The 20,660-nt window shown below is 56.7% G+C and carries 15 protein-coding genes and 1 tRNA gene; 7 read left to right on the forward strand and 9 right to left on the reverse strand.

The annotated features are described in order from the left end of the window. Nucleotides 1-538: 538 nt before the first annotated feature. The 4 genes from F3I15_RS17690 to F3I15_RS17710 form a co-directional block, all read right to left on the reverse strand. The gene (locus F3I15_RS17690) at nt 539-1,585 is read right to left on the reverse strand and encodes a DUF1176 domain-containing protein (RefSeq protein ID WP_150018778.1); all 1,047 of its coding nucleotides are present in this window, start codon (nt 1,583-1,585) and stop codon (nt 539-541) included. 105 nt (nt 1,586-1,690) lie between these two features. Continuing rightward, the gene (locus F3I15_RS17695; protein WP_150018779.1) at nt 1,691-2,068 is read right to left on the reverse strand and encodes a DUF1090 domain-containing protein; all 378 of its coding nucleotides are present in this window, start codon (nt 2,066-2,068) and stop codon (nt 1,691-1,693) included. Between the two features lie 508 nt (nt 2,069-2,576). After that, complete coding sequence (locus tag F3I15_RS17700; protein ID WP_150018780.1) at nt 2,577-3,452, reverse strand: phosphorothioated DNA-binding restriction endonuclease; 876 nt, start codon at nt 3,450-3,452, stop codon at nt 2,577-2,579. 1,097 nt (nt 3,453-4,549) lie between these two features. Next, a tRNA-Leu gene (locus F3I15_RS17710) sits at nt 4,550-4,634 on the reverse strand. 230 nt (nt 4,635-4,864) lie between these two features. Between F3I15_RS17710 and F3I15_RS17715 the strand changes: the two genes are divergently transcribed. The 3 genes from F3I15_RS17715 (at nt 4,865) to F3I15_RS17725 (ending at nt 6,901) form a co-directional block, all read left to right on the forward strand. Beyond that, the gene (locus tag F3I15_RS17715; protein ID WP_369826810.1) at nt 4,865-5,383 is read left to right on the forward strand and encodes a DUF2501 domain-containing protein; all 519 of its coding nucleotides are present in this window, start codon (nt 4,865-4,867) and stop codon (nt 5,381-5,383) included. Nucleotides 5,384-5,532: 149 nt separating this feature from the next. Next, nucleotides 5,533-6,168: a hypothetical protein gene (locus tag F3I15_RS17720; protein ID WP_071669124.1), complete on the forward strand. Its 636-nt coding sequence runs from the start codon at nt 5,533-5,535 to the stop codon at nt 6,166-6,168. A 55-nt stretch (nt 6,169-6,223) separates the two neighbouring features. Further along, the gene (locus F3I15_RS17725) at nt 6,224-6,901 is read left to right on the forward strand and encodes a MarC family NAAT transporter (protein WP_065650243.1); all 678 of its coding nucleotides are present in this window, start codon (nt 6,224-6,226) and stop codon (nt 6,899-6,901) included. Between the two features lie 464 nt (nt 6,902-7,365). Here F3I15_RS17725 and F3I15_RS17730 read toward each other — a convergent pair whose 3' ends face one another. Genes F3I15_RS17730 through F3I15_RS17740 form a run of 3 tightly spaced genes read right to left on the reverse strand, consistent with a single transcriptional unit; the run spans nt 7,366 to nt 11,149 of the window. Beyond that, the gene (locus tag F3I15_RS17730) at nt 7,366-8,610 is read right to left on the reverse strand and encodes a cytochrome c (protein WP_150018781.1); all 1,245 of its coding nucleotides are present in this window, start codon (nt 8,608-8,610) and stop codon (nt 7,366-7,368) included. A 4-nt stretch (nt 8,611-8,614) separates the two neighbouring features. Then, on the reverse strand, nt 8,615-10,384 hold the full coding sequence (locus tag F3I15_RS17735; RefSeq protein WP_150018782.1) for a GMC family oxidoreductase: 1,770 nt from the start codon (nt 10,382-10,384) through the stop codon (nt 8,615-8,617). 33 nt (nt 10,385-10,417) lie between these two features. Then, nucleotides 10,418-11,149 carry a gluconate 2-dehydrogenase subunit 3 family protein gene (locus F3I15_RS17740; RefSeq protein ID WP_150018783.1) on the reverse strand — a complete coding sequence of 244 codons (732 nt, stop codon included), beginning with the start codon at nt 11,147-11,149 and terminating at the stop codon, nt 10,418-10,420. 534 nt (nt 11,150-11,683) lie between these two features. Here F3I15_RS17740 and F3I15_RS17745 point away from each other — a divergent pair. From F3I15_RS17745 to F3I15_RS17755, 3 genes are all read left to right on the forward strand, one after another. After that, nucleotides 11,684-13,255 carry an ABC transporter substrate-binding protein gene (locus tag F3I15_RS17745; RefSeq protein WP_150018784.1) on the forward strand — a complete coding sequence of 524 codons (1,572 nt, stop codon included), beginning with the start codon at nt 11,684-11,686 and terminating at the stop codon, nt 13,253-13,255. A gap of 121 nt (nt 13,256-13,376) precedes the next feature. Beyond that, nucleotides 13,377-14,879 (forward strand): helicase HerA-like C-terminal domain-containing protein, encoded by a 1,503-nt coding sequence (locus F3I15_RS17750; RefSeq protein WP_150018785.1) that lies wholly within the window; start codon nt 13,377-13,379, stop codon nt 14,877-14,879. A gap of 23 nt (nt 14,880-14,902) precedes the next feature. After that, entirely contained in the window at nt 14,903-16,180 is a 1,278-nt protein-coding gene (locus F3I15_RS17755) for a DUF445 domain-containing protein (RefSeq protein WP_150018786.1), read from the forward strand. Between the two features lie 412 nt (nt 16,181-16,592). On the opposite strand, the gene lptG is transcribed toward F3I15_RS17755, so the two are convergent. Further along, a complete protein-coding gene (gene lptG, locus F3I15_RS17765) occupies nt 16,593-17,669 on the reverse strand; it encodes an LPS export ABC transporter permease LptG (protein WP_039382335.1) in 1,077 nt (358 codons plus the stop codon). Continuing rightward, a complete protein-coding gene (gene lptF, locus F3I15_RS17770) occupies nt 17,669-18,769 on the reverse strand; it encodes an LPS export ABC transporter permease LptF (RefSeq protein WP_108570018.1) in 1,101 nt (366 codons plus the stop codon). The genes lptG and lptF overlap by 1 nt, the downstream gene beginning before the upstream one ends. Before the next feature lie 265 nt (nt 18,770-19,034). Here lptF and pepA point away from each other — a divergent pair, with 265 nt between their 5' ends. Continuing rightward, nucleotides 19,035-20,546, forward strand: a complete 1,512-nt coding sequence (pepA, locus tag F3I15_RS17775) for a leucyl aminopeptidase (protein WP_039382329.1) — start codon at nt 19,035-19,037, stop codon at nt 20,544-20,546. Nucleotides 20,547-20,660: the final 114 nt, after the last annotated feature.

A 20,660-nucleotide genomic window follows, 5' to 3' on the forward strand; every position in this document is an offset into this window, starting at 1 on the left:
CGCATAAATGCGACCCCTGCGGGTATCGCGCTCAATCCACCCTGGGCCGCATTAATGCGGCCCCTACGGGTATCGCGCTCCATTTTATCTCGGGTCGCATAAATGCGACCCCTACATTGGTATCCCCAGGGGCGCCATTCATGGCGCCCTGGCCACACCGCGCACCTGACCCATATAAATGCCACCACAGGGGCGCCATTTATGGCGCCCTGGCCGCACCACGCATCTGCCCCCGGGCCGCATAAATGCGACCCCTGCATTGGTATCCACAGGGGCGCCATTGATGGCGCCCTGGCCACATCCGGCACATGCCCCCGGGCCGCATAAATGCGGCCCCTACAGCAATATCCACAGGGGCGCCATTTATGGCGCCCTGGCCACATCCGGCACCTGACCCCGGGCCGCATAAATGCGATCCCTACATTGATATCCGTAGGGGCGCCATTCATGGCGCCCTGGCCACATCCGGCACATGCCCCCGGGCCGCATAAATGCGGCCCCTACAGCAATATCCACAGGGGCGCCGTGCGTTCTGCAATCAGGGGGCGGGTCTGACGTCGCTGACTAATACCGGCAGCTGCCAGGCGCCGCCGGCGCGGATGGCGCGGCACATGCCGGTGGTGGCATCACTACTCTGTACAAAATTGCGGCCATCCCAGACCCATGCGGCGGTGCTCCAGCAGTCGCCAATGCCGCGGCCTTTCTGCGCTTCGCTAATCACCCCGGCGTGATATTCGGAGCCGGAGTCGGTGATCAGCTGCGGTGAACCCTGCAGCGCGCTATCCATCAGCCAGTAGCCATACCCTTCGTTATAGGCGCCACGCCAGCAGAGGGCGGCGATCAGCACGTGGTCCGCATCCACAGCGGTCAGCGTCGGCGGCTCTGCGCCCTCTTCCGGCTGACCGTCTGTCGGTGCGAGATTATCGCAGCTGTCATCATCCGTCAGCGTAGCGATAAGCGCCGGCTTGATCCGCGCCAGCTCCTGCGGCGTCAGCGGACGCGGCTTTGCCTCAACGGTTCTGGCCTGGATAATCACTGGCATGGGTACGGCGGGCGGCACGCTGCTTTCCGGCTTGCTGCCTTTACGCACCAGCGCACCCGGCGTGCCGATGCGCCCCTGCGCCTCATCCATTTTCAGCAGCACGGCAAAAGCGCCGTTTGCAGAGAGATCAAACGGCTCGGCACCGCCACGGAACTCCACGCTGCCGCTGCCTTTAATGGCAGTGACAATCGACCGGGTCTGCGCATCGGTCAGCGTCCACTCATCGTTATCAGCCTTTGCCAGTTCACCCAGCGAGCGATCGTCGATCCAGAGCGTCAGCGTATCCACCTGCTTTGAGTCATCATCGCCGGTATCCGCCAGCACCACCCGGCCATGCGTCGCCGTATCCGGCCCGCCCGCCCGCGTCAGCAGCACCGATCCCCCAGCGCCCTCTTCCGCGCTGTAGCCCGCCGCACGACAGGTCAGCGTGTTATCGCACGCCAGCTCCCACTCTTTGTGAGCAAACGAGACGCCTTCTTCAGCTATCGCCGGTACCATCAGGGCGTTAAGCAGAGGGAGCGCCAGCAGCAACCGTATCTTCATGCCATGTTTTCCATCAGAATAAAGCAGCAGTGTGAGGATTTTTTGCAGGCAGGAGAAGTGAATTTTTGCAGCGGCAGAGGCGCACGCACCTCTGCCGCTCAGCGCTTAGCGGCTCAGTTCCGCCTGCGCGTCAGCCAGCTCTTCACGCGCCTCAGTGAGTTTGCGCTGCTGTTTTTCAATCTTATCGCGGCGGCCGCTGGTCTGCGCTTTCTGCAAATCCGCTTCGCGCTCAGCCACTTTCTGCTGCTTCTCCGCCACTTTCTCCTGACGCTCCTGCAGCAGGCCCGCATCAGTGCAGTGCTGCTGATTTTCACGCAGCGCTTTCTCCAGCCCGTTAATGCGCGCCTTATTACCAGATTCCCGCGCCATCTCCAGCTCCTGCTGGATCGACTGCTGTTTCTGCTGACAGCCGCCGGCAGCCTGCGCGGCATTGGCAGAGAGCGCTGCTGCCAGGGTAATCAATGCAATCGCTGTTCTTTTCATGGTTTCATCCTGAAGGTAGAGTAAAGCGCTTATTATACGGCGGGTTCTTAACAGATTCTTAAAAGCGCAGCGCGGCAAAGAGAAAAAGCGGCTTGTTTTGATCGGGATCAGGTTTGTGGTTTTCTGCTGAGGGTGGTACATGGGATATTTCGAGAGTAGTAATACGTTGCTGTTAGTACCTGAGCATTCTCATTCAATTGTTTAAAACGAGTACGCGGGGATACTGAAAGCTCGCTACAATAAAAATGATCTTATCAAAGTTGAAAGAAGGAAATAATCACCTATTGAAGAATAAGAAATCCAATAAAATTTTATTAAAATTTGGGGCGGATATTTAAATGAATTTCATTCGAAAATTTAAAGAACACCAAAGCTACAAAAATGCTTAAGCTGCATATTTTTTTAAATCAGTACATGTAATTTATAATGAAGATATCTCAAGAAAAATTCAATCTAATAAAGCTAAATAGCTTCCATGCCATACGCAAAATAACTTCCCTACTCAATATCAATGCTCTCCTCTAAATACCTCTTTCTTGTGCCATTCCACAAACTGCTCGCCCGGATGATTTTCTTTAACCGGTGGCAACGCAATCGCTTTTCCCGCAAAATCCCAGAACAGCCGCTGTACCAACCCACCACCATTTACCGCGCCTGAAACCATCACACGCATATTTTCATCCAAACCAATCGAACCACGATCAAACGCCTTGTGATGGATTGCGCACAATGCAAGGCCATTAGATACTTCACAAGGGCCATGATGCTGCTTCCATCTGATATGGGCAGCTTCCAGAGCAATCGGCGCATTGTCATGGCGCATGTTGAAGCCGCAGATAGCGCACTGATAGTTATAGGCACGCAGCACCATCTGGCGGAATTTCGGATCGCGTTGACGGAGAGAGGTGCGAATCTCAAAATCCATCTCATCAGCGATGTCTTGTTGAATACTGGCAGGGAAATGTGCCTCCAGGAGATGCTGCGCTAGCGTATCAATTAACCTGTGATTTTTTGTCACCAACGCAAAATTACAGGCGTCAAACCCACCCGCGACATTATATTCGATGAGTTCACGTCTGGGCGGCTGGCGGCTACCATTGGTTGAGCACAGTTCCGCATTTTGTAGTTCCCAGAAACCATCACCCTTCAGACGCCAGAACGGCATGTCCGGGCGCTGATCTTGGCGCTGCGGCCCATAACGTTCCAGTAAATCCAACAGGGGCTTGTAGATTTCAGATCCATAGTTGAACAGGCGATCATGGCCTTGCCGATAGTGTGAGAGGACGAGCAGCAGCAATAATGGCTTATGTGGCGCACGCTGTTCACCTTTGCGCCAGATAGTAATATTCGATATCGCTTGCTTTAGAGTTTTGTCAGAGGTCATTACGTTGAAAATCCATGAGCACATATTTGCGATGATGCTCGCAACTTTGTAAACGTTCAAGGCATTATTGCAGACATCTTTTTCTGTCGCCTCTTTACGTGTTGAATGAAATTATGATAATAACGATAAAAATAGAAAGACGATCCACCCCTAATCAGGATGGTTGGTCATTTTAATTTAAACATCAACCGAGCAATAAAGACATTCAATTAACTCAACATTACCCCGATTAATCTTCGCAAAATCAAACGGACTCACCGCTTTCTCCCGATTCGCATCCAGGAAGTCAGTCCGCTATCACAGTATTATTTTGCGCTCATCCAGATGTTCGACCTTATAAATGTAAGCCCCTCGCGCAGGGCTACGCTCCTGATGATTAATCTGTCCTCCTGTCGCATTTCCTGAAAAGAATCCCGATTCAATCAACGAACTACAAACTATCGTCCTAAAACCATATCCACACTTCCGTTTTCCTGTCTTAGCCATTAGTCGCAGACTCTTTTTCACCCTATTCATTCTTATTGGTTTACATCAATCATCATCACCCACACAATCAGCTCTCAATTTCCATTCATGGTTTTTGTCTTTTCCAGAATGGTTAAGGCATGTCACGACAATGAAGCAAAATCAGGCGTCCACATCTTTGGACCACGCTGGATATGCTTAACACCTTCCAGCCGTTCACTTTCACCGGAAATAGTTCATATAGCCGTTCAAAACTCACTTCTGACCAACGGTCAAATGCAGCTCGACTGAATAAATGAAAACCAACAAAGTAAGTTCAGTCAGCAGACGGTTTAACGGCCTGCCAGATTAACGGTCGATGTGGAGAAATGATTCAGAACACGATTTGATTCCAGAGCAGCCCAATACTGTCTCATTGTAGTAGCAACCGTACCGGCAATATCTTGCCTGAGGTATAGTCGGTCAAATCGCTTTAGGTGGTAAAGCGCACAGTAGCGGCAGCTTGCTTATTTTATCAGATTTGACGCTGGTCGATAATAGCGTGCTAACTATGTCGAAAGCAGAAAAAGCTTTTCGAAGACTGGATTTAAGACACAAAAAAAGCCGCTCATGAGCGACTTAGCTGTAACCTTTGGTGCCGAAGGCCGGACTCGAACCGGCACGTATTTCTACGGTTGATTTTGAATCAACTGCGTCTACCGATTTCGCCACTCCGGCATGGATAAGGATACGGAAAACGCTGGCGATTATACCGTTACCCGTGGGGTGTGCAACCGCTATTGAACAGCGCGTGCGCTGAGCGTTGAAAAAAACAGCGTCATCATCTCCTCTGAAACCAGAACACTCTCAATCTGCATGGCCCTGCCCGCTTCTCCGGAACTTTCTGAGATCTTCCTCCTCATATCCTGCATTATCGGCGTCTGAAAGACGAAACCATGAGGTTATACATGAGTAAATCAATGCAACGCGGCGTTTGGGCATGGGGTATGGCAGCAGCACTGGTCGCGGGCAGCGCGTCGGCGGCGAGCTGGCAGGATCAGCTGAGCAGCGCCGCTTCACAGCTCTCGCAGCAGCAAAACAGCAATACCACCAGCAGCAATGGTGCGCAGAGCGGCGGGCTGTCGCTCTCCACGCTGACCGGCCTGCTGAACGGCGGCGATAAAGCGGTAAGCGCCAGCAATATGACCAACGCGGCGGGCGTGATGGAGTACTGCGTTCAGCATAACGTGGTGGATAACAACGTGAAGTCGGTGAAAGAGCAGGTGCTGAGCAAACTCGGCCTGAGCACGCCGGCGGCGCAGGAGCAGAAAACTGATTATCAGCAGGGAATCGCGGGCCTGCTCAATACCGGTAACGGCCAGCAGCTTAACCTGCAGAGCCTGAGCAACTCGCCAATGGGTGAGAAGCTTAAAACCAAAGCGTGTGATGTCGTGCTGAAGCAGGGCAAAAAATATATCGGCATGTAATCAGCGCCGTGTGCCGGGCCGCTGTCCCGGCCTTATCGTGCTGATGAATGAGATTTTTTATGGCCAGATGCGCACGCTGCTGGCCTCCCCATGTTTTTCTGTGCGCCCTGACGCTATAGTGAGATTTTGCAGCAAACAGGACAGCGCGCATGAAAGGCATCAATATAGCGATTTACTTCGATCCCGATCTGATTCGACTCTGCGTACATGAGCAGGATGACAGCTACCTCAACCAGACCTTTCAGTATGACGATAGCGTCATTGAAGAGATCTATCAGTGGCTGGAACAGTACACGCCAAAGCGCACCCATATCTGCCTGATTGAGCACGACACCGCTGATATCCTCGCCGATGAGCTGACCGATAACGGCTATCACGTCCATCAGGTGAGCCAGCATGACCTGCTGAGCTGGTTCGCCAGCGAGCCGCCCGCTACGCCGGATGGATCGCCGGTGCGCGCCCTGCTGCGCTATCTGGAGAGCGAACGCCCGGCGGAGTATGAGTCGCGCACGCCGCAGATTGAAGCACTGATGGATCTGCTGGATGAGCTCGACGCACTGGAAGGCGTGGATGAGGTGGAGGATGAAGATAGCCTGCCGGATAACGTGCTGCGCCTGATGAAGCAGAAAAAAATCAGCGCTGATGATGCCGCGCAGCGCCTGCTGCCGGAGGTCAATGAGCGCATTCGTGAACACCTCATTAACTACCCCGAACTGATGACGCCCGAGCTGCTCGAAGATTTTTTCCCCGAAATGATCGAAGCGCTCGATACGCCAAAGCACTGAGTAATACATCCTGTCACAGGGCTGCACACGCGGCCCTGCCCTGCGGAGATGCATGATGCTGGAACTCTTCAAAGCGATAGGCCTCGGGCTGGTGGTGATCCTGCCGCTGGCCAACCCTCTGACGACCGTGGCGCTGTTTTTAGGGCTGGCGGGCGAGATGAATTTTCAGGAGCGTAACCGTCAGGCGCTGCAGGCGTCGGTCTATGTGTTTCTGATCATGATGGTCGCCTGGTACGCCGGCAATGCGGTGCTGCACACCTTTGGTATCTCGATTCCCGGCCTGCGCATGGCGGGCGGGCTGATCGTCGCCTTTATCGGCTTTCGCATGCTGTTTCCGGCAAAACCGGTCGGCCATTCGGTAGAGGCGCGCCATAAAAAAGATGAGCAGGATGCCAGTGACGATCCGCGCGAGACGGTCAATATCGCCTTTGTGCCGCTGGCGATGCCGAGCACCGCCGGCCCGGGTACCATTGCGATGATCATCAGCTCAGCCTCAACGGTGAAAGCGGGCGTCGATTTCCCCGCCTGGGTGGTGATGGTCGCCCCGGTGCTGACCTTTCTGGTAGTAGCCCTGATTTTATGGATTTCACTGCGCAGCTCCGGCGCGATTATGAAGCTGGTGGGCAAAGGCGGCATTGAAGCGATTTCACGCCTGATGGGTTTTCTGCTGGTCTGTATGGGCGTGCAGTTCGTGATCAACGGCGTGCTGGAAGTGGTGCGCACGTTTCATTGAGTTTGGTGCGGGTGTCAGCCAGGGCGCCATGAATGGCGTCATCAAATTTCGTGCGGACATTAACCAGGGCGCCATTAATGGCGCCCCTACGGGGATGGATATTATCGAATGTCGTACGAATCCCGTAGGGGGCGCATTTATGCGCCCCTGGTTGAATCCGGGCGTTATCGAATTTCGTGCGGGTATCGGCCAGGGCGCCATAAATGGCGTCATCAAATTCCGTGCGGNAATGGCGCCCCTACGGGGATGGATATTATCGAATGTCGTACGAATCCCGTAGGGGGCGCATTTATGCGCCCCTGGTTGAATCCGGGTGTCATTGAATGTCGTGGAATGTCGTGCGGGCATTGGCCAGGGCGCCATGAATGGCGTCATCAAATTCCGTGCGGGCATTAACCAGGGCGCCATTAATGGCGCCCCTACGGGGTGATATAGGGGCGCATGAATGCGTCCCCGTTTATCGGTTAATGCAGGGTTTTGCGGACGTCGGCGACCTGCTCTTTGGTCACGGCCGGGGCGCGGTTGCTCCAGCCCTGGCGAACGAAAGTGGCGAGCTGTGCGACCTCTTCGTCGCTCAGGCGCTGGCCGAAGCCCGGCATCGCCAGCGTCGACGGCGCTTTAGCCGTTGACGGCTGCTGCGCGCCGACGAGGATCGTGTGGATCAGCCCCGTCGGATCGCCTGCGTTCACGATCGTTGCCTGATCCAGCTCGGGGAAGATCCCCGGCGCACCCTTGCCGGTCACGAAGTGGCAGGCGCCGCAGTTGTCCAGATAGAGACGCTCGCCTTCGCTCAGGTTCTTCGCTGCCGTCAGCTTCGCTTCGGTCTGCTGCTGCGCCTGCACATTGTAAGCCTGCAGCGGCGGATTGCCGCCAAGGAACTTCAGGTAAGCAGCAATCGCTTTCAGATCGGCATCGGTCATGTGGGAGCTGGAGTGCTCAATCACCGACTTCATCTCACCGCCCACGGCAGCTTTATCGTTCCGCCCGGTCTGCAGGTAATCGATCACCTCCTGCTCGCTCCAGTGCGGCATGCCGCGCAGCGACGGCACATCCCAGTTATTCAGGCTGCCGCCGGCGAGGAAGGTTTTGTCGCTGCTGTCGAGCGATTTCTCATTCATGCCGAGACCGCGCGGCGTGTGGCAGCTGCCGCAGTGGCCAAGACTTTCGACGATATAGGCACCACGATTCACCTCAGCAGAGGCGCCGCCAATCGGCTGAAACGGCTTGTCGGAGGTAAACGCCCAGTTCCAGAAGCGCATACCCCAGCGCTGGCTGAACGGGAAGCTCAGCTTCGTCTCCTGCGGCTGTTCGCTGCTCGGCTTTACGCCCTTCATAAAGTAGACCCAGAGCGCGTGCATATCAGCATCGCTGATCTTCGCATAGTCCGGGTACGGCATGGCCGGATAGAGGCGTGAACCATCCGGCAGCACCCCTTTACGTACCGCGTCAGAGAACTGCTGTTCGCTGTAGTTACCGATACCGTGCGCTTTGTCCGGCGTGATATTAGTGGAGTAGATCGTCCCCAGGTTCGACTCAATCGCCAGCCCGCCCGCGTAGGATGCTTTGCCCGCGACGCTGTGGCATGCCATGCAGTCACCCAGCCGCGACAGATACTCACCCTGCTTAATCAGGGCCGCTTCATCTTCCGCCTGCGCCTGCAGCGCCACGCCGCTCAGCGCCAGCGCTACCAGTAATGTTAGTTTTTTCATCTGCTTATGCCTGTACCAGTGGGCCGGGGTTCTTCAGATACTGCTCTTTGATCGCCTGCGCCGCCATCAGGGTGATCGCGCCGATGGTATCGGTCGGGTTCGCCTGGAAGTTTTGCGGGAAGGCGTTGCCGCCCGGCACAAAGACGTTATGCACGTCCCAGCTCTGCAGGTATTTGTTCAGCGCCGAGGTTTTCGGGTTATCGCCCATCACCGCACCGCCCACGTTGTGGGTTGAGACATATTTGGTGAGGTCAAAATCGGCGCCCATCGGCAGGAAGCTCATACTCATGCTGTCCGGGTTCAGCTCTTTGGCAATATCGCCCACGATGCCCTTCAGATGCTGCTGCAGCTTCAGCTCGTTCTCTTTCCAGTTAAAGGTCATACGCAGCAGCGGGTTACCGCGATGATCGGTGTAGTGCGGATCGAGATCGAGATAGATATCGCGATAGGACTGGCAGGTGGTGGTGATGCTGATCTTCATCGAATGGTTGTACCACTGCTCCAGACCCTCTTTGTAGCCCATACCCCAGGCGGGCGTACCTTTCGGCAGCGCAGCGGCTATCGGCGTGCCGGTCGCCTGCGAGCTGTGGATCTTGGCGCCGCCGAGGAAGCCGAGGCCCGGGCCGTCGAAGTTGCCTGGCGAGATGTCATTGAACATCTGGCCGGTCGCGCCGGCGGTGGCGTAAGAGTTAAAGTTCTTATCTTTAAAGAACAGCGTGGCGCCGCCGTTGGAGAGAAACGCATAGTTGCGCCCTACCACACCCTCTTCAGTGATCGGGTTATAGGGCTTGCCGATACCGGAGAGCAGCATCAGACGCACGTTGTAGAGCTGGAAGCTGGAGAGCACCACAATTTTGGCTGGCTGGAATACCTCGTTGCCGTCGGCATCGTAGTAGATCACGCCTTTTGCGGTTTTGCCATCATCGTGCAGCACGACTTTAGCCACTTCAGCGTTCACTTCGTAAGAGAAGTTCGGCAGACGCTTCAGCGCATCCATCACCGCCGTCTGCGGTGACGCTTTGGAGTAGTTCAGGCACGGATATTTGGAGCAGTAGCCGCAGTAGTTGCACGGTGCAATCTGGTTGCCGTAAGGGTTTTTCCACGCGCGCGACACGCAGGCTGAAGGGTTCGGGAACGGATGATAACCGAGCTTCTTCGCCGCCTCTTTAAACATCACGTTGTTGAGCGTATCGTCCAGCGCCGGCAGCGGGTAAGGCTCTGAGCGCGGCCCTTCAAACGGATCGCCGCCTTCGAGGATCTGACCACGCAGGTTGCCGGTGGTGCCGGACTGCCCGCAGATCAGCTCAAATTTATAGAAGTAAGGCTCAATCTCTTCCCAGCTGAACGGGAAGTCCATAACGCGCATATCATCCTGCAGAATGCCTGGTTTATACGCCTGATCAACATAGGTTTTCAGTTTGATATCGGTCGGGGTCGGACGGATCAGTACTGCCGTCCAGTGCATGCCTGCGCCGCCCACGCCGGTGCCGGGTGCAAAGGCGCCCCATTTGCGGGTAGGCAGCGCGGTCTGGTCCATATTGTAACGCACCGTCACCGCCACCTCTTTTGGTGTGGCGAAGACTTTATTACGCACGTTATAAGCGTATTCATCGGCCGGCTTCGGGTAGGCGAAGTCGGGATAGTCGCGCTCGCCGCCGCGCTCCAGCGCGCGCACCTCAAGTCCGGCCAGCGCCAGCTCGATACTCATCAGCGAGCCGGCCCAGCCGAGGCCGCACACAACGACATCGACTTCTTTTTTTGTAATCTGTGCCATGTTAGTTCTTTCTCATATACCAAATAGGGGAATTCAGGCGCGCTGGCCCAGCAGGCTGACCGGTCCGAGCGGATACGGCACATTGTGCTGCTTCACCCATTCGGTAAAGCTGGCGCGGGCGCCCGGGAAGCCGATAGCGATCCACGCCTTCATGCCTTTATTACCGCCGTACATCGGGTCGGCAAGATAACCATGTTTGGTATCAGCCAGTAGCTGACTGAAGAACTGTGAGGCTTTCAGCGACGGTTCGCCCAGCGCCGCAAAATCGATGCCATCATTCTTGTTGATACGGGTCAGCACGGCATCTTTCTCTTCCGTGCTCAGTTCGTGGAAGGCTTTCTGATAGGTGGTCTGCGTCCACTGCTCCACCAGCTTGATGGCGGTGCGGTACATCTGCTGCGGCGTAAACGGGATTTGATAGCCCATGGTCGCCGGGGCGTGCACATCAAACGGCCCCTGCAGATAGATTTCTGCGCCAAACTCCGGCGTGTGCAGCTGCTGGTCGATAAAAATCGGCACGTTGGTTTCCAGCGCACCGGGCGCCTTGCCGCTGCCGCCAGCCGGGATCAGACGGTCGGTTGCCGCCAGGATAAACTGCCATTCACTGGCGCTGAAAAAAATCGGTTTATAATCGGCGAGGTCCGGCGCGGCCATTTCTGCCGCCTGCGCGGCGCTCACGCCCTTTAATAAAAGGTCGCTGACCGGCAAAGCCAGCAGCGCCCCGAGTAAAAATTTACGTCTGGTGGTGGGTTTTTCTAACAGCATGGCGCGACAATTCTCACTAGCTAAGAAAGATAATTTATATTTTTGTTAATGACGTTATAAATCGGCAAACAAGCGGGCAATCTTATGGATACAAATATTTCAGGATGTAAAAATTAAATTTAAAATGTGTTTAAGTGAAGGATGGTTATTTCTTTGCAGCGTCATGCGCGTGCAACAGTGCCACTTATTAACTGAAATTGTGGTTTAAACCTGCCAAAAGCAGGGGTTTTTAGCGCTTTACCTTGATATTTTGCTAAAAGCGTTGCAGCAAAGAAATAATCGCCCGGCGCAACTGTTGAAAATAAATCACGCTTGCGCTGCAGTAACGATTAGCATAAATATTCAGCTTCATTAAGCCTCAGTTCGCTTTTCATCCCTCTGCGTTTTATTTGCCCGTTTAATGCGTAAAAAAGCGGCAACATAATTAATACCCGGTATTAATCTTATATTCTGACAAAGCTCAGAACAAACCGGCATTTTGACTCTGCCCGCCGCGCGTTAAATTCAGCGTCTCTCCCTCTGAGGATAATAATAATGCGCTTACTGATTTTACTGGCAGCGGTCTGGAGTAGTGCCTTTACCCTGCATGCCGCCACGCCAGAGGATACGCTGGTAGTGGCGGTACCGCTGGATGGCATCATCAGCTTTGACCCGGCGGAGAGTTTTGAGACGGTCAGCAACAGCGTGCAACGCAATCTCTATCAGACCCTGACCGAGCCGGACCGCAACGCGCCGCAGCAGCTTGCGCCGCTGCTGGCTAGCGAATGGCAGCCCGGCAGTACGCCGCACAGCCTGCGGTTTACCCTGCGGCCCGACGCGCGCTTTGCCAGCGGTAACGCGGTGACAGCGCAGGATGTGGTGTTCTCTCTGACGCGGGCGATACAGCTCAACAAAGCGCCGGCGTTTATTCTGGCGGAGTTTGGCTGGACCCCTGCCAATATCGCCAGCCAGTTTCAGGTGCTGAGCGACACACAGCTGGAGATCCGCTGGCCGGCCGCGATTGGACAGGATCTGGCGCTGCGCCTGCTCACCGCGCCGGTGGCGTCGATTGTTGACAGCAAAACGGTACAGCAGCATGCGGTTAATGGTGACAGCGGCAACGGCTGGCTGCACACCCACTCCGCCGGCAGCGGCGCTTTTACGCTGCAGCAGTATGTGCCGCAGCAGGCGGTGGTGCTGAGCGCCAGCCCGCAGGCCAGACCGGCACCGCAGTTGCGGCGCGTGCTGCTCAAAGGGGTGACGGATGCCGGCGCACGCCGCCTGCTGATCCAGCAGGGCGATGTCGATGTCGCCTATCAGCTCGGCCCCGATCAGATCGACGCGCTGAAACAGGATAAGCACCTGCGTATTGAAGCCTTTCCTTCCAGCCTGATTTACTACCTGGCGTTCAATGCCCGCAACGCCGCGCAGCCGGCACTGGCTAACCCGGCGCTGTGGCGCGCCGCGCGCTGGCTGGTGGATTATCAGGCTATCTCACAGCAGCTGCTGAAAGGACAATACCGCATCCATCAGAGTTTCCTGCCGCAGGGATTTGACGGCGCACTGGAGGAGACGCCGTTTCACTATGACGTTGCGAAAGCCAAAGCCATTCTGGCGGAGGGCGGCATTCAGCCCGGCACGCGCATTGCGCTGACGGTCATCAACCAGCCGCCCTATATTGATGTAGCGCAGGCGCTGCAGGCGAGTTTTGCTAAAGCAGATATCGATATCGATCTGCAGCCGGTAGCAGAGTCGGCACTGTGGAGTAAAATGCGCGGCCGCGACTTCCAGTCGATCTTTATCTACTGGGGGGCAGATTATGTTGATCCCAATACCAACGCCAGCGCCTTTGCCTGGAACGTACCGGGCGGCGCTAAAACGCTGGCGTGGCGGGTGGGCTGGGATATTCCGCAGCTCAGCGCGCAGACGCGGGAGGCGGCGGGTGAAAGCGACGTGGTAAAACGCCGGGCGCTCTATACCGCCCTGCAGCAGCGCGTACAGCAGGACTCCCCGTTTGTGGTCACGCTGCAGGGTGCGCAGCAGGTGGCGATCCGGCAAAACGTGACCCACGTCCAGCAGGGTATCGGCGTCAGCCTGCTCTTCTTCGATACGGTCCGTAAAGGATAAGTCGCCCTCTGCCCTCCGGCACGACCGGAGGGCTTCTCCTTTTCTGCGCAATCAGTTGCGCTACCGCAGGCTGCGCTTGCTATCCTTGGTGTCATAACGCATTGCTGAAGAGCGAGAGATTATGACCACTCCACTGCTGATTGCTCAAACCCACGATATCCGGCTGTCGCTGCTCCCGGCGATGGCCAATCGCCACGGGCTGATCGCTGGCGCCACCGGTACCGGCAAAACCGTTACGCTGCAGAAGCTGGCAGAATCCTTTTCACAGGCCGGCGTGCCGGTATTTATGGCTGACGTCAAAGGCGATTTAAGCGGCATTGCCACTCCCGGCAGCGCCTCTGAGAAGCTGCAGGCGCGGCTGGCACAGATTGGCGTCAGCGACTGGCAGCCGCATGACAACCCGGTGATGCTGTGGGATATCTTCGGTCAGCAGGGCCATCCGGTACGTGCCACCGTCACCGATCTGGGCCCCCTGCTGCTGGCGCGGCTGCTGGGGCTGAATGAGGTGCAGTCGGGCGTATTGCAGATTATTTTCCGCATTGCAGACGATCAGGGGCTGCTGCTGCTCGATTTCAAAGATCTGCGCGCAATGACGCAGTATATCGGCGACAACGCCAAAGCCTTTCAGACGCAGTATGGCAACATCAGCAGCGCATCAGTGGGGGCGATTCAGCGCGGCCTGCTGGCGCTGGAGCAGCAGGGAGCGGAGCATTTTTTTGGTGAGCCGATGCTCGATATCCGCGACTGGATGCGCTGCGATGCGCAGGGCCGCGGCTATATCAATATTCTCGCAGCAGAACGGCTCTATCAGATGCCTAAACTCTACGCCACCAGCCTGCTGTGGCTGCTGGCGGAACTCTATGAGCAGCTGCCGGAAGCGGGCGATCTGGATAAGCCGAAAATGGTCTTCTTCTTTGATGAGGCGCATCTGCTGTTCAGTGATGCACCGCCCGTATTGCTGGAAAAGATCGAGCAGGTCATCCGCCTGATCCGCTCCAAAGGCGTGGGTGTCTGGTTCGTGACGCAGAACCCGTCAGATATTCCGGACAAGGTATCAGGCCAGCTCGGCAATCGCGTGCAGCACGCCCTGCGCGCTTTCACGCCGCGCGATCAGAAAGCGGTGAAAAGTGCCGCTGAGACCCTGCGCGCCAACCCGGCGTTTGATGCCGTCGCGGCGCTTCAGGCGCTCGGCACCGGTGAGGCGCTGATCTCTTTCCTCGATGAGAAAGGCAGTCCATCCATCGTGGAACGCGCTATGGTGATCGCCCCCGGCTCACGCATGGGGCCGCTGACGCAGGATGAGCGCAACGTTCTGATCAACCATTCGCCGCTTTATGGCAAATATGATGATGAGGTCGATCGCGAGTCGGCGTTTGAGCGCCTGCAGCAGGGGATCGCCGCCGCACCGCAGCAGTCAGCGGCGCCGGACGTTAAAGGCGCTGACGTAAAGGTAGACAGCGGCATTCTTGGCGGTCTGAAAGATATTCTGTTTGGCACGACCGGACCGCGCGGCGGTAAACGCGACGGCGTGGTTCAGAGCGTGGCCCGCAGCGCAGCGCGCCAGGTCACCAGCCAGATCGTGCGCGGCATGCTGGGCAGCCTGCTCGGCGGGCGCCGCCGTTAAGGACTCTCTGCTAAGATCGGATGATGGATAAATATCAACAACTGAAGCGCAGCAAACAGCTGGCGCTGGCGCTGCTGCTGGCGGCAGCGGCAACCTTTATCGTTACGCTGTTTCTGCCCGCTAATTTCTGGGTGCTGGGCGTTAAAGCGATCGCTGAAGCGGCTATGGTCGGCGCACTGGCCGACTGGTTTGCGGTGGTGGCCCTGTTTCGCCGCGTACCGCTGCCGCTGATTGCGCGCCATACGGCGATTATTCCGCGTAATAAAGATCGCATCGGCGAAAACCTCGGTCGCTTTGTGCAGGAGAAGTTTCTCGATACCGATTCGCTGCTGGCGCTGATCCGCCGCAACAATCCGGCACAGCTGCTGGCGCAGTGGCTGAACGCGCCGGGCAACGCCGATCGCGTAGGGCGTCATCTGCTGCAGGTCATGCGCGGTTTTCTCGATCTCACTGACGATGCCCGCATTCAGCAGTTTATGCGGCGCGCCGTGCACCGCGCGCTGGATAAGGTCGATCTCACGCAGTCCAGTGCGATGATCCTCGACAGTCTGACCAAAAATAACCGCCATCAGGCGCTGCTGGATGCGGCGATTGAACAGCTGCTGCTGCTCCTGCATAAGCCCGGCACGCGTGAGTTTATCGCGCTGCAGATTGTGCGCTGGCTGAAGCGTGAGCATCCGGTCAAAGCCAAAGTGCTGCCGACCGAGTGGCTGGGTGAACACAGCGCCACGCTGGTCGCTAACGCGGTAGATTCCATTCTCGACGACGTGGCACGCGATCAGGGGCACGAGCTGCGTCTCGGCTTTAATCGCGCGGTGCAGCGGTTGATTGACCGGCTGAAAAGCGATCCGGAGATGACAGCGCGCGCGGAGTCAGTGAAGCAGTGGCTGAAAGAGGATGAGTCGCTGAATCGCTATATCGGTGAGCTGTGGCAGGATCTGCGCGCTTGGCTGAAGCGCGATCTCAGCAGCGACGATTCCCGCGTACAGGAGCGGGTGCGGCTGGCGGCGCTGTGGCTGGGAGAGACCCTGCTGGCCGATGAGGCGTTACGCAGCTCGATGAATCAGCATCTGGAGGATGCGGCGCGCAGCGTGGCCCCGGAGTTTGCTGCTTTTCTGACGCGTCATATCAGCGATACGGTTAAAAGCTGGGACGCACGCGATATGTCACAGCAGATTGAGCTGAATATCGGCCGCGATCTGCAGTTTATCCGCATCAACGGCACGCTGGTCGGCGGCACCATCGGCCTGCTGCTCTATCTGCTGTCGCAGTTGCCCGCGCTTCTGCAGACCCTGCCCTGAACCGCAGAGGGTGAGCCAGGGCGCCATCATTAACCCAGGGCGCCATGAATGGCGCCCCTACGTTACCCACCCTGTAGGGGCCTCATTAATGAGGCTCTGGTTCAGGCCGAATACCAAAAATCAGGGTGCCATAAATAACCAGGGCGCCATGAATGGCGCCCCTACAGGATAACGTAGGGGGCGCATTCATGCGCCCCTGGTCCAGGNTGCCATAAATAACCAGGGCGCCATGAATGGCGCCCCTACAGGATAACGTAGGGGGCGCATTCATGCGCCCCTGGTCCAGGCCGAATACCAGAAAATCGGGGTGCCATCATTAACCCAGGGCGCCATGAATGGCGCCCTGCGTTTATCTGTAGGGGCCTCATTAATGAGGCCCTGGCGCATTCATGCGCCCCTGGATCTCTCCCGCTTAACGTCGTTTCAGCAGCAGATAGAGACTGATAGCGAAGAAAGCGCCGCTGGGCAGGATGGCCCCTAATATTGGCGGCAGGCCGTAGACCAGGCTCAGCGGACCAAAAATCTGATCCAGCACGTAGAACAGGAAGCCGAAGCTGATACCCGTCACCACGCGCACGCCCATCGATACGCTGCGCAGCGGTCCGAAAATAAAGGAGAGCGCCATCAGCATCATGACCGCTACCGAAAGCGGCTGGAAGATTTTACCCCACATATTGAGCTGATAACGACCTGACTCCTGCCCGCTCTGCTTCAGATATTTACTGTAGTTATACAGGCCGCTGATGGAGAGCGCGTCCGGATCCAGCGCCACCACGCCCAGCTTGTCTGGCGTCAGGTTGGTTTTCCACTCGCCGTTCAGGCTCTGCGAACCGGTGATCTGCTTTGGATCGGTGAGGTCTGACTCATCCACCTGCGCCAGCTCCCAGCGCTTACGCGCCTGATCCCAGGTCGCGGTGGCCGCATAGCGCACGCTCTGCAGGCGGCGGGCGTCGTTAAAGCGATAGATGCTGACCCCATCAATCTCGTTATCGCCCTTGATGCGTTCGATATAGATAAAGTCGTTGCCATCCTTCGCCCAGAGACCATTCTGCGTGGAGACCAGCGACCCGCCGTAAAGCTGCTGCGCGCGGAAATTACGCGCCATCTGCTCGCCCTGCGGCGCCACAAACTCGCCAACGGCCATGGTCAGCAGCACCAGCGGGATCGCGGTTTTCATGACGGAGAGCGCCACCTGCAGGCGGGTAAAGCCGGACGCCTGCATTACCACCAGCTCGCTGCGCTGAGCCAGCGTGCCGAGGCCAAGCAGCGCGCCAAGCAGTGCCGCCATCGGGAAGAAGATCTCGATATCTTTCGGCACGCTCAGCAGGGTGTAGTAGCCCGCATCCAGCGCAGAATACGCGCCCTGCCCGGTTTTACGCAGCTGATCGACAAACTTGATAATGCCCGACAGCGACACCAGCATGAACAGCGTCATCATGATGGTGTTAAAAATGGTTTTACCGATATAGCGGTCAAGAACCTTAAACATCACACTGACCCTCCGCGGCTGAAACGCGCCCGCAGACGTCGCATCGGCACGGTATCCCAGGCGTTAAGCGCCACCGCCAGTGCCAGATACGCAATGTTGACGGTCCACATCCAGATAGCCGGATCGAAGCGGCCTTTAGCCGCATTGGAGCGCAGCGAACTCTGCAGCAGGAAGAAGATCAGATAGAGCAGCATCGCAGGCAGCATCGACAATACGCGGCCCTGACGTGGATTGACCACGCTAAGCGGCACGACCATCAGCGCCATAATCAGCACCGAGAAGACCAGCGTCAGGCGCCAGTGCAGCTCAGCCTGGAACTGCGGCGTTTTGGTGTTGATGAGCGTAAGCAGATCGGCCTGATCGGCATCGTTAGGATCGAGCGTCGCTTCTTTATAGCCTACCACCGCCTGATAGTTCACAAAGTCAGTGATGCGGAAATCACGCAGCAGCGCGGTACCCTCAAAGCGGGTGCCTTTATCCAGCGTCACCACCTGCGAGCCATCCTTGCGCTGCTCCATATGGCCGCTGTCCGCCAGCACCACCGACGGACGCGCGTTGCCTTTAGGCCGCAGCTGCGCCAGGAACACGTTGCCGAAGGTGTTGCCTTTCACATCCTCGACAAACAGCACGGTATTGCCGTCGCTGGAGGTCTGGAACTGGCCCGCGGCCAGCGCAGCGGCGCCCGGGTTAGCTTTGGCATTTTGCGTAACCTCATCCTGGTAACGCGATGACCAGGGACCGAGCCAGATCACGTTGACCGCCGCCACCAGCGAGGTCATCAGCATCAGGATCATCGCTGCTTTAACCAGTAACCCTTTACCCAGGCCGCAGGCGTGCATCACCGTAATTTCACTTTCGGTGTATAGCCGACCCAGCGTCATTAAAATCGCCAGAAACAGACTTAAGGGTAAAATAAGTTGCGCCATTTCAGGCACACCGAGTCCTAACAAGGTCAGAACCAGATTTGTGGGGATTTCGCCATCCACCGCCGCCCCTAAGATCCTGACTAACTTCTGGCAAAAGAAGATTAGCAGCAGGATAAACAGGATAGCCAGCTGGCTTTTGAGCGTTTCCCGAACCAGATATCTAATAATGATCACGCTTAGTACGCCTGTGAAAACTTGTCTTTTTGCAGGAAAATCGCTAGTTTCAACGCTTATCAGCCATTTTTCTTCATCAATGGCCATATTGGTCGCTAAAATGGCCTGTTAATGCGTCAGGGTGGTGAAAAAACATCACATAGTCACCCCACTCATTATGACCAGCGGCGTTAAATTGTCATGGCGTCGCGCCAAATAATGGGTGACGAACGCGCTACATTCTAACGACAGCTACGGCCGTTGTCTTTAAGATTCAGGAGAGTGCATGGAGTTCAGTGTAAAAAGCGGCAGCCCGGAAAAACAGCGGAGCGCCTGCATTGTTGTAGGCGTTTTTGAGCCGCGCCGTTTATCGCCTATTGCCGAACAGCTGGATAAAATCAGCGACGGCTATATCAGTGCGCTGCTGCGCCGCGGCGAACTGGAGGGCAAAGTCGGCCAGACGCTGCTGCTGCACCATGTGCCGAATATTCTCTCTGAACGTATTCTGCTGATTGGCTGCGGCAAAGAGCGCGAGCTGGACGAGCGTCAGTATAAGCAGGTGATCCAGAAGACCATTAATACGCTGAATGACACCGGCTCCATGGAAGCGGTCTGCTTCCTGACCGAACTGCATGTTAAAGGCCGCAACACCTACTGGAAAGTGCGCCAGGCTATCGAAACCTCGAAAGAGGCGCTCTACAACTTTGATCAGCTGAAAAGCAATAAAGTTGAGCCGCGTCGTCCGCTGCGCAAGCTGGTGTTCAACGTCCCGACGCGTCGCGAACTCACCAGCGGTGAGCGCGCTATTCAGCATGGCCTTGCCGTAGCAGCCGGCGTGAAAGCGGCAAAAGATCTCAGCAACATGCCGCCAAATATCTGTAATGCGGCCTATCTCGCTTCGCAGGCGCGCCAGCTGGCGGACGCTTACAGCAAAAATGTTACGACCCGTGTTATCGGCGAACAGCAGATGAAAGAGCTGGGCATGAATGCCTATCTTGCGGTCGGTGCCGGTTCGCACAATGAGTCGCTGATGTCGGTCATTGAGTACAAAGGCAACAGCGATCCGGACGCGCGTCCTATCGTGCTGGTGGGTAAAGGGCTGACCTTTGACGCCGGCGGCATCTCCATCAAGCCTGCTGAGGGCATGGATGAGATGAAATATGATATGTGCGGCGCGGCCTCGGTCTATGGCGTAATGCGCATGGTGGCAGAGCTCAATCTGCCGCTGAACGTTGTGGGCGTGCTGGTGGGCTGTGAAAATATGCCGGATGGCCGCGCAATGCGCCCGGGCGATGTTCTGACCACGATGTCAGGCCAGACGGTTGAGGTGCTGAATACCGATGCTGAAGGTCGTCTGGTGCTGTGCGACGCCCTCACCTACGTTGAACGTTTTGAGCCTGAAGTGGTGATTGACGTGGCGACCCTGACCGGTGCCTGCGTGATTGCGCTGGGTCATCACGTCAGCGGCCTGCTTTCGAACCACAACCCGCTGGCACATGAGCTGATCAGCGCTTCTGAACAGTCAGGCGACCGCGCGTGGCGGCTGCCGATGGCCGATGAGTATCAGGAGCAGCTGGAGTCGAACTTTGCCGATATGGCGAATATCGGCGGACGTCCGGGCGGTGCGATTACGGCCGCCTGCTTCCTGGCGCGTTTTGCACGCAAATATAACTGGGCGCACCTCGATATCGCCGGCACCGCATGGCGCTCCGGTAAAGCCAAAGGCGCTACCGGTCGTCCGGTGCCGATGCTCTCTCAGTTCCTGCTGAACCGTGCGGGTCTGAACGGCGACGATTAACCGGTATCGTACGTTCAAACGGTACGGTTATTGAGCAGGAGCGCATCGGTTTGACCAGGGGCGCATAAATGCGCCCCCTACGGTGGTATATCCTCGCGATAACCCGCGGGACGG

This window comes from Pantoea sp. M_9 (assembly GCF_008631385.1).
In the GTDB taxonomy this organism is placed as follows: Bacteria; Pseudomonadota; Gammaproteobacteria; order Enterobacterales; family Enterobacteriaceae; genus Pantoea; species Pantoea eucrina.